Below are 15,085 nucleotides of genomic sequence, written 5' to 3'. Positions count from 1 at the left end.
GTCCGGCGCGGGTCCCCTCTCCTTCCAGGAGAGGGAGCCTGTCGTGATTCGTCACCGGAGGGCCGCGCCTCCTCCACCGGCCTGATGCTTGCAACGCGTCGGCCGCATCCTTCGGAAGGTCGAAAGACATGCTCGGCGACTATTCCCTCACGGACCTCAGCTCGATCTTCGTGATGCAGGGCTTTGCCGGGCTGATCCTGTTCTCGGTCTACACGCTGATGGCGCTGGGGCTGGCGATCATCTTCGGCCAGATGGGCGTGATCAACATGGCGCACGGGGAGTTCATGATCCTCGGCGCCTACATGACCTATCTCTGCTCCGGCTTCTTCCAGACGCACCTGCCGGCCCTGTTCCCGGCCTATTTCTTCGTGGCCATGGCCCTGGCCTTCGTGGCCTCGGGGGCCCTCGGGATGCTGGTGGAATGGGCGCTGATCCGCCACCTCTACAAGCGGCCCCTCGACACGCTGCTGGCCACCTGGGGCCTGTCGCTGATCCTGCAACAGGCCTACCGGACGATCTTCGGCGCCCGCGAGGTCGGCGTCGAGCTGCCGTCATGGCTGATCGGCTCGGTGCAGGTCACCGACACCATCGAGATTCCGATCAACGGCATGTTCGTGATGGCGATCACCCTGCTGATCACCGCCGGCGTCGCCCTGCTGATGTACCGCTCGCGCTTCGGCGCCCAGGTCCGCGCCGTGGTGCAGAACCGGCCCATGGCGGGGGCCGTCGGCATCGACACCGAGCGGGTCGACCGCCTCACCTTCGGCCTCGGCTGCGGCATCGCGGGCATCGCCGGCTCGGCCTTCACCATGGTGGGCTCGACGGGGCCGACCTCGGGCCAGCTCTACATCGTCGACACCTTCCTGATCGTGGTCTTCGGCGGCGCCGCCTCGCTCCTCGGCACCATCGCCTCGGCCTTCTCGATCTCGCAGACCCAGTCGACCCTCGAATTCTTCCTGTCCGGCTCCACCGCGAAGGTCATCACCCTGCTCGCCGTCGTCGGCATCCTGATGCTGCGGCCGCAGGGCCTCTTCACCCTCAAGGTCCGGCGCTGAGGAGCTTTCTGCCATGACCCGCGCCACCGACTCGAACGTCCACGACAACCCCTTCATGAAGCCCATGGAGTGGATCAGCCTCGCGCTGCTGGCCGCCGTGATCTTCCTCGTGCTGCCGATGCTGCTCGACGCCTTCCGGCTCAACCTGGTGGGCAAGTACCTGACCTATGCCTTCGTGGCCCTCGGCCTCGTCATCTGCTGGGGCTTCGGCGGCATCCTCTCCCTCGGCCAGGGCGTGTTCTTCGGCCTCGGCGGCTACCTGATGGCCATGTACCTGAAGCTCGAAGCCTCCAGCGTCGAGAACACCAAGATCCAGTCGACGCCGGGCATCCCCGACTTCATGGACTGGAACCAGATCACCGAACTGCCCTGGTTCTGGAAGCCGTTCACGAGCCTGCCCTTCACCCTGATCGCGGTGATCGTGGTGCCGGCCTTCTTCGCCTTCGTCATCGGCACCGCGATGTTCCGGCGCCGGGTCGGCGGCACCTACTTCGCGATCATCACCCAGGCCATCGCCGCCATCCTGACGATCCTCATCGTGGGCCAGCAGGGCTACACCGGCGGCATCAACGGCATCACCGACCTGCGCACGCTCAACGGCTGGGATATCCGCACCGACAGCGCCCACAACATCCTCTACTTCATCAATGGCGGATTGCTGGTGGCCTGCATCCTGTTCGCGCAGGTCGTGAAGCGCTCGAAGCTCGGGCGCATCCTCGTCGCCATGCGCGACAAGGAGGACCGGGTCCGGTTCTCTGGCTACCAGGTCGCGAGCTTCAAGACCTTCGCGTTCTGCCTAGCCGCCGTGTTCGCCGCCATCGGGGGCGCGATGTTCACCCTGCAGGTCGGCTTCATGTCACCCTCCTTCGTGGGCATCGTGCCCTCCATCGAGATGGTGATCTACGCCGCCGTCGGCGGGCGCCTGTCGCTCTTCGGGGCGGTCTGGGGCACGCTGCTGGTGAACTGGGCCAAGACCAGCTTCTCCGAAAGCTTCCCGGAACTCTGGCTGTTCGGCCTCGGCGCCCTCTTCATCGCCGTGGTGCTGGCCTTCCCCAACGGCCTGGCGGGCATCTACCGCACCTATGTGGAGCCGCGCCTGACCCGCAGGGTGAAGGCCCTGGAGCCCGCCCCCGCCGTCGCCCTCCCCCACGCGGCCGAGTAGGACCGTCTCCCATGAACGCCGCGCTCCTGCCGGGTCACATCATCGGCGCCGACCCCGTCGAGAAGAACTTCCTCCTCGCCGTCGAAGCCCTCACGGTCTCGTTCGACGGGTTCAAGGCGGTCAACGACGTCTCGTTCTACGTCGACCCGAACGAGATCCGGGTCATCATCGGCCCCAACGGGGCCGGCAAGACCACGGTGCTCGACCTCATCTGCGGTCGCACCAAGGCCAGTTCCGGCTCCATCAAGTACAAGGGCCAGGAACTCACGAAGCTCTCCGAGAGCGCCATCGTGCAATCCGGGGTCGGGCGCAAGTTCCAGACGCCCTCGATCTACGACGACCTGACTGTGTTCGAGAACCTGGAGATCTCCTATCCGCGCGGCCGCTCGGTGTTCGGGGCGCTCACCTTCAAGCGCGATGCCCAGGTGCGCGACCGCATCGAGGAGGTCGCCGGGATGATCTTCCTCAAGGACCAGCTGCTGGAGCGGGCCGAGTTCCTCAGCCACGGCCAGAAGCAGTGGCTCGAGATCGGCATGCTGCTGATCCAGGATCCCGAACTCCTCATGCTGGACGAGCCGGTGGCGGGCATGAGCGTCGGCGAGCGCATCAAGACCGCCGAATTGCTCAACCAGATCATCGTCGGCCGCTCGGTGCTGGTCATCGAGCACGACATGAAGTTCGTGGAGGACATCGCCCACCGGGTCACCGTGCTCCACCAGGGCAAGGTCCTGTCGGAGGGCTCGATGGAGCGGGTCAAGAACGACCCCAAGGTCATCGAAGTCTATCTCGGCCACTGAGAGGGAACGGCGCCATGCTCCAGACCACGCCTGCCCCCGCATTCGCGCCGCCCCTCCAGGCCGGCCTCCAGCCCATGCTGGCGATCAGCGACCTGCATTCGGCCTACGGCCAGAGCGAGGTGCTGCACGGCCTCGACATCGCGGTGGCGCCCGGCGAGATCGTGGCGGTGATGGGCCGCAACGGCATGGGCAAGACCACGCTGATGAAGACCCTGATGGGGATCGTGCCGGTCAAGTCCGGCTCGATCCGGGTCGACGGCGCCGAGGTCGGCGGCCTCAAGAGCCACCAGCGCGTGGCCCGCGGCCTCGCCTACGTGCCGCAGGGCCGGATGATCTTCTCCGCCATGACCGTGCAGGAGAACATCGAGACGGGGCTCACCGTCACCAACGAGCGCCGGGTGCCCCAGGACCTCTACACGATGTTCCCGGTGCTCCTGGAGATGAAGGGCCGGCGCGGCGGCAACCTCTCGGGTGGCCAGCAGCAGCAACTCGCCATCGCGCGCGCTCTGGCCAGTCGCCCCAAGGTGCTCCTGCTCGACGAGCCCACCGAGGGCATCCAGCCCTCGATCATTCGCGAGATGGGACGAACGCTCAAGAAGATCCGCGACGAGCGCGGCCTCTCCATCGTGGTCTCCGAGCAGGTGCTCAGCTTCGCCCTCGACGTGGCCGACCGGGTGCTGGTGATCGAGAATGGCCACATCGTCCACGAGAGCCTGCGCGCCGACATCGACGAAGCCCAGGTCGCGCGCTTCCTCTCGGTCTGAGTTTTCCGAGGGCCTCGCCGGGCCCTCTCCCAATCCGAACACCACCTCTTGCGCGGAGCCGGACGACCGGCGCGCGCGAACGGGGACGCATGTCCTCACCCAGGGAAGGGAGCACGTGACGATGGCAGAGACCCTGATCAAGGTCGATCTGACCCAATCGGCCTACGACAACGACATGGTGCACAATCGCTGGCACCCCGACATCCCCATGGTGGCGATGGTCAAGCCCGGCGACGACTTCATCGTCGAGACCTACGACTGGACCGGCGGCTTCATCAAGAACAACGATTCCGCCGACGACGTGCGCGACATCGACCTGTCGATCGTGCACTTCCTCTCCGGCCCCATCGGCGTCGAGGGCGCCGAGCCCGGCGACCTCCTCGTGGTCGACCTCCTCGACATCGGCGCCAAGCCCGAGAGCCAGTGGGGCTTCAACGGGTTCTTCTCCAAGAAGAACGGCGGCGGATTCCTAGACGAGCACTTCCCCCAGGCCCAGAAGTCGATCTGGGACTTCGAGGGCATGTTCACGAAGTCGCGCCACATCCCCGGCGTGCGCTTCCCCGGCCTGATCCATCCCGGCCTGATCGGCTGCCTGCCCGATCCGAAGATGCTGGAGACCTGGAACACCCGCGAGAAGGCGCTGTTCGACACCGACCCGAACCGGGTGCCGGCGCTGGCCACCCTGCCCTTCGGGCCGACCGCCCATATGGGCCGGCTCAAGGGCGAGGCGAAGGACAAGGCCGCGGCCACGGGCGCCCGCACGGTGCCGGGGCGCGAGCACGGCGGCAATTGCGACATCAAGGACCTGTCGCGCGGCTCGAAGATCTACTTCCCGGTCTACGTGCCGGGTGCCGGCCTCTCCATGGGCGACCTGCACTTCAGCCAGGGCGACGGCGAGATCACCTTCTGCGGCGCCATCGAGATGGCGGGCTGGGTCCACCTCAAGGTCAGCCTGATCAAGGACGGCATGTCGAAGTACGGGATCAAGAACCCGATCTTCAAGCCGTCGCCGATCACCCCGAAGTTCGACGACCACCTCATCTTCGAGGGCGTCTCCGTCGACGAGCACGGCAAGCAGCACTACCTCGACGTCACGGTGGCCTACCGCCAGGCCTGCCTCAACGCGATCGAGTACCTGAAGAAGTTCGGCTACTCGGGCGCCCAGGCCTACTCGATCCTCGGCACCGCGCCGGTCCAGGGCCACATCTCGGGCGTCGTCGACATCCCCAACGCCTGCGCCACCCTGTGGATTCCCACGAAGATCTTCGACTTCGACATCAATCCCGGTGCCGACGGTCCGACGAAGTTCCTCGACGGCTCGATCCAGATGCCGCTCTCGCCGGACCTCTGAGCATGCCCGTCTACGATTACGCCTGCGAGGCCTGCGGGCCCTTCACGGTGCTGCGCCCCATGGCCCAGTTCCGCGACCCGCACGACTGCCCCGATTGCGGGTCGTCCTGCGGGCGCGCCTTCCTCACCGCGCCGAACCTCGCCTCCATGGATGCGGGCCGGCGCAAGGCGCACGCGACGAACGAGCGGAGCCAGCACGCGCCCCGCAAGTCCTCCGCTCACGGCCCCGGCTGCGGATGCTGCGGCACTAAGAGCGGAATGAAGGCGAACGCCAACCCGACGGCCGCCAAGAGTTTTCCCAACGCCCGGCCCTGGATGATCAGCCACTGACGCGACAAACCCTCTCCCGCAAACGGGAGAGGGACATGTCCGGATAACGGGAGCACAGACGCCATGATGCACGGAGATATCTCGTCCAGCGCCGACAGCGTCGGCGTCGCCGTCGTGAATTACACGATGCCACGCCTGCACACGAAGGCGGAGGTGCTGGAGAACGCCCAGAAGATCGCCGACATGGTGGTCGGCATGAAGGCCGGCCTGCCCGGCATGGACCTCGTCATCTTCCCCGAATACTCGACCCACGGGATCATGTACGACGCGGCCGAGATGTACGAGACCGCCACCACGATCCCGGGGCCGGAGACCGACATCTTCGCCGCCGCCTGCCGCAAGGCCCGGGTCTGGGGCGTGTTCTCCCTCACCGGCGAGCGCCACGAGGAGCACCCGCACAAGGCGCCCTACAACACCCTCATCCTGATGAACGACCAGGGCGAGATCGTGCAGAAGTACCGCAAGATCATGCCCTGGACCCCGATCGAGGGCTGGTATCCGGGCGACCGGACCTACGTCTCGGACGGGCCCAAGGGGCTCAAGGTCAGCCTCATCATCTGCGACGACGGCAACTACCCGGAGATCTGGCGCGACTGCGCCATGCGCGGCGCCGAACTCATCATCCGCTGCCAGGGCTACATGTATCCGGCGAAAGAGCAGCAGATCCTGATGTCGAAGGCGATGGCGTTCGCCAACAACACCTACGTGGCCGTGGCCAATGCGGCGGGCTTCGACGGCGTCTACAGCTATTTCGGCCACTCGGCGGTGATCGGCTTCGACGGGCGGACGCTCGGCGAGTGCGGCGAGGAGCCGATGGGCATCCAGTACGCCGCCCTCTCGAAGTTCCTGATCCGCGATTCCCGCGCCCACGGCCAATCCGAGAACCACCTCTTCAAGCTGCTCCACCGGGGCTACACGGGGATGATCGCCTCCAAGGAGAACCGGCACGGCCTGTCGGAATGCCCCTACGACTTCTACCGCCGCTGGATCGAGGACCCCGACGCCACCCGCGACGCGGTCCGGGCCATCACCCGCCAGGGCGTCGGCACCGAGGAATGCCCCATCGAAGGCATCCCCTTCGTCGGCAAGGGCGAGGGCCCGCCCGACCCGAGGTGACGCCCCGCGCGCGCCGTCCGGTCGGGGGGCCGGCTCCGCCGGGACGCGGAGGCGGCCCATCGCGCGGCCCCGGAAGACGACAGCGCCAGGGGGAGCGCCCCGTCACGGACGGGGAACGCGACCGTCCCCGGCCGCGACGGACGGAGGCCGGGGGCGCGGCCTCAGGGATGGATGAGGTCGATCGCGTGCCGGGCGAACGCGTCCCGGAACGGCGCCGGGGGCGGGCTGTCGGTGACGATGCTCAGCGGCTCGCCGAGGCCGAAGGTGCGAAGCGTGGCCCGCCGGCCGAAGGTGTGGCAATCGGCGAGCAGCACGGCCCGGCGCGCCTGGCCCTTGAGGGTCCGCCGGAGGACGGATTCGTGCTCCGCGTCGTCCATCCAGCCGAGATCGAGGTCGCAGGCGGCGATCCCCATGAAGGCGATGTCGAACAGGTAGCGCCGGGCATAGGCCACGGTCTCGTAGCCGACCAGCGCATGGTCGCTGCTCCGCAACGTGCCGGGCGTCAGGTTGACCCGCGCCGGCCCGGTCCCGAGATGCAGGGCGACGTCGATGGAATTGGTCGTGACGGTGAGATTGCGGCCGGTCAGGCGCCGGGCCAGGGCCAGCGTCGCGGAGCCGGTGTCGATGAAGATCGACATGCCGTCGCGCACCAGGGCTTCGGCCAGCACGGCCACGCGCCCCGTCTCGCGGGTGTTCGGCTTGCCGCGCGCCTGCGGCGAGGCCTCCCGGTCGAGCCGGGGCGGAACCGCGCCGCCATGGACGCGCCGGACGAGGCCGCGTGCTTCGAGGGTCTTCAGGTCGCGGCGGATCGTCTCCTCGGACACCCTCAGGACCAGGGCCAGCTCTCCGACGCCGACCCGCCCGGTCCCGTGCAGGCGGGACAGGATGTCCTGGTGGCGATGATCCATCAGCATGCGGGAGAGGCCGTCCGACCGTTGAGGCGACGCGAGCGGTCCCGCGGAACCGCGCGCGTGCCGGAATGCGCAACCGGGTCATACCCTATACGCGTCTGGGTTGTCTGGCGTGTGTCCGCACGCCGAGGGATTGCGGCGGGGTGCTCTGCCGCGACCGGGGGCCGACGCGCAGCTTTCCGAGGCTGCCGTCAGGCGCATCGCAACGCGGCGACCTGCCTCGGTGAGGGCGGATCTTCGCGGGCGGGGTTGCACATCTTGGCGGCATTCTGCCGAGATCTTGGGCGGCGAGGCCGGCCTGGACCGGCGGGGGCGCCCGGCAAGAGGCATACCGCCCGGTGCCGGCCCGCGTTGCCGGTTCGGGAGCGCCGCGTGCGCAAACCAGCACTCGCTCCGGGACGCCGGCCCATCCTAATCTGGCGCCTCTCCCGCCGTACCCCCGTTTCGATCTCGTCTCACCCTGCCCTTCACCGGACGCACCATGCCCGAATGCCTCGTCTTCCGCGTGCCCACCCGGCATCCCGCCGACGTCGCGGCGGTGGTCGCCCTGATCCGATCCGGGGCCGTGGCGGCGGACGAGATCGTGGCGATCTTCGGCAAGACCGAGGGCAATGGCTGCGTCAACGACTTCACCCGCCAGCTCGCCGTGATGGCCCTGGAGGGCGCCCTCGCGCCCGCCCTCGGCTGCGCGCCGGAGGCCGTCGGCGCACGGGTCGCCCTGGTGATGTCGGGGGGCACCGAGGGGGGCCTCTCGCCCCACCTCCTGGTGCTGGCGCGCCGCGAGGCCGCGCCGGACCCGGACGCGACGGCGCTCGCCGTCGGCACCGCCTTCACCGTCGAGTTCCGCCCCGAGGAGATCGGCCGGATGGCGCAGGTTGCGGCTACGGCCGACGCCGTGGCGGAGGCGATGGCGCGGGCCGGGATCGACGATCCGGCGGACGTGCACTTCGTCCAGGTGAAGTGCCCCCTGCTCACCAGCGCCCGCATCGCCGAGGCGGCGGCGCGCGGGCACACCGTCGCCACCCACGACACCTACGCCTCGATGGGGCTGTCGCGCGGCGCCTCGGCACTCGGCATCGCCCTGGCTCTGCGCGAGGTCGACCGCGCGGATCTCGCGGACGCCGCCATCGGGGGGCGGCGCGACCTCTTCTCGGAGCGCGCCAGCGCCTCGGCCGGGATCGAGCTGATGCGCAACGAGGTCATCGTGCTCGGCAACGCCCGGGGCTGGTCCGGCCCGCACGCCATCGCCCACCGGGTCATGCGCGACGGCATCGATTTTTTCGCGATCCAGGGGGCCCTGGCGGATCTCGGCTTTGCCGGCGGCGGCCAGCTGACGCCGGAGGAGTCGGAGCGCGTGGTCGCGCTGCTGGCCAAGGCCGAGCCCTCCCATGACGGCCTGATCCGGGGCCGGCGCCACATCATGAACGACGACAGCGACATCAACGCCACCCGGCACGCCCGGGCCCTGGTCGGCGGGGTCGCGGCCGCCGCGCTCGGGCGCACCGACCTGTTCGTGTCGGGCGGCGCCGAGCACCAGGGGCCGGATGGCGGTGGCCCCGTCGCGATCATCGCCCGTGTGAGAGACTGAGACATGCCCGAATTCGACCTCGCCATCCGGGGCGGCACCCTGGTCACCGCCGCCGACACGGTCCGCGCCGACCTCGGCATCCGCGACGGGCGCATCGCGGCTGTGGCCGGGCGGATCACGGATGCGGCCCGCACGATCGACGCCTCCGGCCTCCTCGTCCTGCCGGGCGGCATCGACAGCCACGTCCACATCGCGCAGGCCTCCGGCCCCGGCATCGTCATGGCGGACGATTTCGCCTCCGCCACGCGGGCGGCGGCGGCCGGCGGCAACACCTGCGTGATGCCCTTCGCGCTCCAGCCGCGCGGCGCATCCCTACGTGAGGCGACCCATGCCTACCGGGCGCTGGCGGAGGGCCAGTGCCACATCGATGTCGCCATCCACCTCATCGTCTCGGACCCGACGCCGGCCGTGCTCGGACAGGAACTGCCGGCCCTGATCGCCGAGGGCTACACCTCGTTCAAGGTCTTCATGACCTACGACGACCTCGTTCTGAACGACCGCCAGATCCTCGACGTGTTCGACGTGGCGCGCCGGGAGGGCGCGCGGGTGATGGTCCATGCCGAGGGCTACGACGCCATCCGGTACATGACCGAGCGGCTGGAGAAGGCCGGCGAGACCCGCCCCTTCGGCCACGCCCTGTCCCGGCCGCAGGTCGTCGAGCGCGAGGCGGCGCACCGGGCGATCGCGCATGCCGAACTCGTGGACCTGCCCATCGTCATCGTGCACGTCTCGGGCGAGCAGGCCATGGAGCAGATCGCCTGGGCGCGCGCGCGCGGCCTGAAGATCCACGCCGAGACCTGCCCGCAATACCTGACGCTGACCGCCGAGGACCTGAAGGGGCGCGGCGCCGAGGACGCCATGGCGGGGGCGAAGTACGTCTGCTCGCCCCCGCCGCGCGACACGGCGAGCCAGGCCGCGATCTGGCGCGGGCTGCAGACCGGGGTGTTCGAGGTCGTCTCCTCCGACCATTGCCCGTTCCGCTACGACGACGCGCAGGGCAAGCTGAACCCGCGCGCCAAGGACGGCTTCCGCTACGTGCCCAACGGCATCCCGGGCATCGAGACGCGGCTGCCCCTCCTGTTCTCGGAAGGGGTCTCGGCGGGACGCATCTCCCTCAACCGCTTCGTGGAACTCACCGCCACCAACCACGCCAAGCTCTACGGGCTCTATCCGCGAAAAGGGTCGATCGGCATCGGGTTCGACGCCGACCTGACGCTCTGGGATCCGAACCGCCGCGAGGTCATCTCCCAGGCCAACCTCCATCACGGGGCCGACTACACGCCCTGGGAGGGATTTGCGGTGACGGGCTGGCCGGTGATGACCCTCGCGCGGGGCGCGGTCGTCGCCGAGGATGGGCGGGTCACGGGGGCACTCGGGCACGGGCAGGTGATCGACCGGTCCGTGCAAGCCGCGCCGTTCGCCTGATCGGAGGCGGGGCATCCGGAACGAAGGGGACATCCGGGACGAGGAAGGGGACATCCTGGACGAATCAGATACCGTCTGGCCCGTGGCTTGCTGGGCCCTCGCGGGGAGACACGCATGGACGTCGAGCTGATCCGCCTGACCAAGCGCTACGGCAGCACCACCGCCGTGGACGGCATCGACCTGAAGGTGCGCTCGGGGTCGTATTGCTGCCTGCTCGGCCCCTCGGGCTGCGGCAAGACCACGACCCTGCGGATGATCGGCGGGCACGAGACGGTGTCGAGCGGCGACGTCGTCATCGGCCCGAAGGCGGTGGGCGACGCGACACCGGCCGAGCGCGGCACCGCGATGATGTTCCAGAGCTACGCCCTGTTCCCGCACCTCAATTGCCGCGACAACGTCGCCTTCAGCCTGAAGATGCGGGGCATCGGCAAGACCGAGCGGCGCGCCAAGGCCCTTGCCATGCTCGACCTCGTGCAGATGGCGCACCTGGCAGAGCGCCTGCCGGCCCAGCTCTCGGGCGGCCAGCAGCAGCGCGTGGCGCTCGCCCGCGCGCTGGTCACCGGACCCAAGGTCCTGCTCCTCGACGAGCCGCTCTCGGCCCTCGACCCGTTCCTGCGGGTGCGGATGCGGACCGAGCTGAAGCGGCTCCAGGCCGAACTCGGCCTCACCTTCATCCACGTCACCCACAGCCAGGAGGAGGCGATGGCGCTGTCCGACCTCGTGGTGGTGATGAACGGCGGGCGCATCGAGCAGGCCGCCGACCCCCGCACGATCTTCGAGCGCCCGGCCACCGCCTTCGTCGCCCGCTTCATCGGCGGCCACAACATCATCCGCCTGCCCGATTCCAGCGAGATCGCCGTGCGCGCCGACCGCATGCGCCTCGGCCCGCAGGCCGGACCGGAGGCGGTGCCGGCCCGCGTCGTCTCGGTCGAGTACCAGGGCACCAGCGTGCATGTGGGCTTCGAGGCGGACGGCCTCGGCGGCGCCGGCGCCACGGCGCTCACGGCGGTGATCGACGACGGCGCCTATGCGGGCGCGCCCCTCGCCCTCGGCCAGACCGTGCCGCTCGGCTGGGACGCGGCCGCGGCCCATCGCCTGAGCGCCTGATCCGTTTTCGCTTCCACAGAGGAACCCGCATGACGACCACGATCAAGCTGAGCCGCCGCACCCTGCTCCAGGGCGCGGGTGCCACCGGACTGGCGTTGGGCGCCGGCCCGATCACCGGCTTTCCCAACGTGATCGCCGCCGAGCCCGTCACCCTGCGCTACCTCGGCACCGCCGTGAACCAGTCCGGCGACATTGCCCGCAAGGTGAAGGAGGATCTCGGCATCACCATCGAGTACATCCCCGTCGTCACCGACGAGGTGACGAAGCGCGTGGTGACGCAGCCGAACTCGTTCGACCTCCTCGACACGGAGTTCTTCAGCCTCAAGAAGCTGATCCCCTCGGGCAACATCCAAGGCATGGATGCCCGCCGGATCAAGCAGGCCGACAACATCACCCCGGTCTTCACCAAGGGCGAGGTCGGCGGCAAGAAGATCGGCGACCAGGGCACGGCGCCGAAGAAGGTGTTCTACCTCGAAGGTCAGAACTCGAAGAACTTCGCCGGGTCGGCCACCGAGTGGATCACCCTGATCCCCACCACCTACAACGCCGACACGCTGGGCATCCGCCCCGACCTGATCAAGCGCCCGATCTCGAGCTGGAAGGAACTCCTGAACCCCGAGTTCAAGGGCAAGGCCTCGATCCTCAACATCCCGTCGATCGGCATCATGGATGCCGCCATGGTGATCGAGGCGACCGGCGACTACACCTATCCCGACAAGGGCAACATGACGAAGGCGGAGATCGACCGCACCATCAAGCTGCTGATCGAGGCCAAGCGCGCCGGCCAGTTCCGCGCCTTCTGGCAGGACTTCAACGAATCCGTGAACCTGATGGCGTCCGGCGAGACCGTGATCCAGTCGATGTGGTCGCCCGCCGTCACCAAGGTGCGCTCCCAGGGCGTCGCCTGCACCTACCAGCCCCTCAAGGAGGGCTACCGGGCCTGGGCTACGGGCTTCGGCCTGCCCAAGACCCTGACGGGCCGCAAGCTCGACGCGGCCTACGACTTCATCAACTGGTTCCTGTCCGGCTGGGCCGGCGCCTACCTCAACCGCCAGGGCTACTACTCGGCGGTGCTGGAGACGGCCAAATCCCACATGGAGCCCTACGAGTGGGCCTACTGGATGGAGGGCAAGCCCGCCGAGAAGGACATCAAGGGTCCGGATGGCGGCGTGCTCGAGAAGGCCGGCGCCACCCGCGACGGCGGCTCCTTCGAGACCCGCATGGGCTCCGTCGCCTGCTGGAACGCCGTGATGGACGAGAACACCTACATGGTCCGCAAGTGGAACGAGTTCATCGCCGCGTGAGCGGAGACGCTCCGTCGTTCCGCGCTGCGTGTCCCTCGGACAGGCGCATCGCGGACGGCCACCTGGCCTTCTGACCGACGAGAGGCATCCGTCATGATCCTGATGTCGTTCGCATCGAGCGCGGATCCCCTCTCCTGGCAGGAGAGGGACAGGGTGAGGTGCGTGACCTCTTCGGAGATGGGCCACACCTCACCCCGACCCTCTCCGTTCGCGAGCGGGAGCCGGGCGGCGGCTGCCGTACCGGTCAGCGATGCCGGGATCGAATTGGGGGGCTCCGCATGACCGACATCGCCCTCCCCGCCCTCGCGGAGGCGCCCGTCCAGGCTCCGTCCGCCAGCCTCACGGCCAGGATGCGGCGCACCCGCGCCCTGGCCTATCTCCAGGCCGCGCCCCTGGCGCTGGTGTTCCTCGTGTTCTTCGTGGTGCCCCTGGCGCTGACCCTGATGGTCAGCGTCTGGGAGTACAACGAGTACGAGATCATCCCGGCCTTCACGCTGCAGAACTACCGCGACGTGTTCGAGGGCTGCCTCAACACGACCGAGGCCTGCACCACCGTGCGGACCTACCTCTCGACCCTGAAGTTCTGCGCCCTGACCTGGGTCTGCACCCTGCTCATCGGGTTCACGGTGGCGTACTTCGTCGCCTTCCACGTGCGCTCCAAGACGATGCAGATGGCGCTGTTCCTCGTCTGCACGATCCCGTTCTGGACCTCGAACGTGATCCGGATGATTTCGTGGATCCCGCTGCTCGGCCGCAACGGGCTCGTCAACGACACGCTGATGGGGATGGGCCTCATCAAGGCGCCGATCGAGGGCCTGCTCTATTCCGACTTCTCGGTGGTGCTCGCCTTCGTGCACCTCAACACGGTCTTCATGATCGTGCCGATCTTCAACAGCATGGCGCGCATCGACCGCTCGCTGATCGAGGCGGCCTACGATGCCGGCGCCAGCGGCTGGCAGACCCTGTGGAACGTGGTGGTGCCGCTGGCCAAGCCCGGCATCGCCATCGGGTCGATCTTCGTGATCACCCTGGTGATGGGCGACTTCGTCACCGTGGGCGTCATGGGCGGCCAGCAGATCGCCTCGGTGGGCAAGGTCATCCAGGTGCAGATGTCGGCCCTGCAGCTGCCGGCGGCGGCCGCCAACGCGGTGGTGCTGCTCGGCGCCGTGATGCTGATGATCGTCGCCATGACCCGGCTCATCGACCTGCGCAAGGAACTCTGACCGTGAGCGACCGCCCCCGCTCCCCCGCCTTCTACGCGCTCGCGGCGTTCTTCGCCCTCTTCGTGGCCTTCCTGTACGGGCCGACCCTGACCATCCTGGTGCTGAGCTTCCAGGGCCCGCAGGGCGGGCTCACCTTCCCGATGAACGGGGTCTCGACACACTGGTTCGGCAAGCTCTGGGCGGGGCTCGGCATCGTCGACATCTGGGGCGCCCTGTGGCGCTCCCTGCGCCTCGGCCTCGTGGTGATGGGGCTCACCGTCGTCATCGCGTTCTTCGCGGGCCTCGCCTTCCGCAAGCGCTTCCGCGGCGAGGGCGCGCTGTTCACGGTGGCGGTGGCGAGCCTGATCGTGCCCTCCATCGTGGTCTCCCTCGGCATCGGCCTCGAATTCCGCCTCCTCGACGAGGCGGTGAAGTGGGCCGCCGAGACCACCGGCTGGGGCTGGCTGCAGGAGCACGGCACGCTGATGGGGCTCTACACCTCGGCGCTCGGCGCGCACCTGACCTGGACGCTGCCCTTCGGCCTCCTCATCATGTTCGCGGTCTTCAACCGGTTCGACCCCGCCTACGAGGAGGCCGCCCGCGACCTCGGCGCCACCGGCCCCCAGACCCTGCGCCACGTGGTGGTGCCGATCCTCGGGCCCTCCCTCGTCGGCGTCGCCCTTTTCGGCTTCACCCTGTCCTTCGACGAGCTCGCCCGCACCAGCCAGGCCATCGGCGGCCGCAACACCCTGCCGCTGGAACTCCAGGGCCTGACCACGACGGTGACGACGCCGGAGATCTATGCGCTGGGCACCCTCACCACGGGCATGTCGCTGGCGGTGATCGCCACGGCCCTCGGGGCGAGCCTCTACCTGCAGCGCCGCAGGGCCAGGGCCGGGCTCCGCCTCGGCTGAACGGCCATTTCCGTTCCTTGGGGTGACGGAGGCCGCGCCGCCGCGCGGTCGAGGGGCGGC

At 68.8% G+C, this 15,085-nt stretch carries 14 protein-coding genes; 13 read left to right on the top strand and 1 reads right to left on the bottom strand.

Going from position 1 to position 15,085, the window contains the following annotated elements; genetic code table 11:
* Positions 1–128 precede the first annotated feature (128 nt).
* The 7 genes from urtB to OF380_RS19890 all read left to right on the top strand — a co-directional run bounded on the left by urtB (position 129) and on the right by OF380_RS19890 (position 6,574).
* Positions 129–1,055 carry an urea ABC transporter permease subunit UrtB gene (urtB, locus tag OF380_RS19920; protein WP_264047002.1) on the top strand — a complete coding sequence of 309 codons (927 nt, stop codon included), beginning with the start codon at positions 129–131 and terminating at the stop codon, positions 1,053–1,055.
* A gap of 13 nt (positions 1,056–1,068) precedes the next feature.
* On the top strand, positions 1,069–2,217 hold the full coding sequence (gene urtC / locus OF380_RS19915) for an urea ABC transporter permease subunit UrtC (RefSeq protein ID WP_264047000.1): 1,149 nt from the start codon (positions 1,069–1,071) through the stop codon (positions 2,215–2,217).
* A gap of 11 nt (positions 2,218–2,228) precedes the next feature.
* Entirely contained in the window at positions 2,229–3,014 is a 786-nt protein-coding gene (gene urtD / locus OF380_RS19910) for an urea ABC transporter ATP-binding protein UrtD (RefSeq protein WP_264046999.1), read from the top strand.
* Positions 3,015–3,088: 74 nt separating this feature from the next.
* Positions 3,089–3,778, top strand: a complete 690-nt coding sequence (gene urtE, locus OF380_RS19905) for an urea ABC transporter ATP-binding subunit UrtE (protein ID WP_264051405.1) — start codon at positions 3,089–3,091, stop codon at positions 3,776–3,778.
* A 121-nt stretch (positions 3,779–3,899) separates the two neighbouring features.
* Positions 3,900–5,129 (top strand): formamidase, encoded by a 1,230-nt coding sequence (fmdA, locus tag OF380_RS19900; RefSeq protein WP_264046997.1) that lies wholly within the window; start codon positions 3,900–3,902, stop codon positions 5,127–5,129.
* A gap of 2 nt (positions 5,130–5,131) precedes the next feature.
* Positions 5,132–5,458 (top strand): FmdB family zinc ribbon protein, encoded by a 327-nt coding sequence (locus tag OF380_RS19895; RefSeq protein ID WP_264046995.1) that lies wholly within the window; start codon positions 5,132–5,134, stop codon positions 5,456–5,458.
* Between the two features lie 63 nt (positions 5,459–5,521).
* Positions 5,522–6,574, top strand: coding sequence for an aliphatic amidase (locus OF380_RS19890; protein ID WP_264046992.1), 1,053 nt, complete (start codon positions 5,522–5,524; stop codon positions 6,572–6,574).
* Positions 6,575–6,735: 161 nt separating this feature from the next.
* On the opposite strand, the gene OF380_RS19885 is transcribed toward OF380_RS19890, so the two are convergent.
* Positions 6,736–7,488 carry a DeoR/GlpR family DNA-binding transcription regulator gene (locus OF380_RS19885; RefSeq protein ID WP_264046990.1) on the bottom strand — a complete coding sequence of 251 codons (753 nt, stop codon included), beginning with the start codon at positions 7,486–7,488 and terminating at the stop codon, positions 6,736–6,738.
* Between the two features lie 478 nt (positions 7,489–7,966).
* Between OF380_RS19885 and atzD the strand changes: the two genes are divergently transcribed.
* The 6 genes from atzD to OF380_RS19855 all read left to right on the top strand — a co-directional run bounded on the left by atzD (position 7,967) and on the right by OF380_RS19855 (position 15,025).
* A complete protein-coding gene (gene atzD, locus OF380_RS19880; protein ID WP_264046989.1) occupies positions 7,967–9,073 on the top strand; it encodes a cyanuric acid amidohydrolase in 1,107 nt (368 codons plus the stop codon).
* Between the two features lie 3 nt (positions 9,074–9,076).
* Positions 9,077–10,498 (top strand): dihydropyrimidinase, encoded by a 1,422-nt coding sequence (gene hydA / locus OF380_RS19875; protein WP_264046987.1) that lies wholly within the window; start codon positions 9,077–9,079, stop codon positions 10,496–10,498.
* 114 nt (positions 10,499–10,612) lie between these two features.
* Entirely contained in the window at positions 10,613–11,605 is a 993-nt protein-coding gene (locus OF380_RS19870) for an ABC transporter ATP-binding protein (RefSeq protein ID WP_264046985.1), read from the top strand.
* Between the two features lie 29 nt (positions 11,606–11,634).
* A complete protein-coding gene (locus OF380_RS19865) occupies positions 11,635–12,909 on the top strand; it encodes an ABC transporter substrate-binding protein (RefSeq protein WP_264046983.1) in 1,275 nt (424 codons plus the stop codon).
* Between the two features lie 278 nt (positions 12,910–13,187).
* The gene (locus OF380_RS19860) at positions 13,188–14,132 is read left to right on the top strand and encodes an ABC transporter permease (RefSeq protein WP_264046981.1); all 945 of its coding nucleotides are present in this window, start codon (positions 13,188–13,190) and stop codon (positions 14,130–14,132) included.
* 2 nt (positions 14,133–14,134) lie between these two features.
* Positions 14,135–15,025, top strand: a complete 891-nt coding sequence (locus OF380_RS19855; protein ID WP_264046980.1) for an ABC transporter permease — start codon at positions 14,135–14,137, stop codon at positions 15,023–15,025.
* The last annotated feature ends 60 nt before the right edge of the window (positions 15,026–15,085 follow it).

The sequence above is a fragment of the Methylobacterium sp. FF17 genome, from assembly GCF_025813715.1.
Lineage (GTDB): Bacteria > Pseudomonadota > Alphaproteobacteria > Rhizobiales > Beijerinckiaceae > Methylobacterium > Methylobacterium flocculans.
Note: the sequence above shows the minus strand (reverse complement) of the source record. Positions and strands in the feature narration are given on the sequence as shown.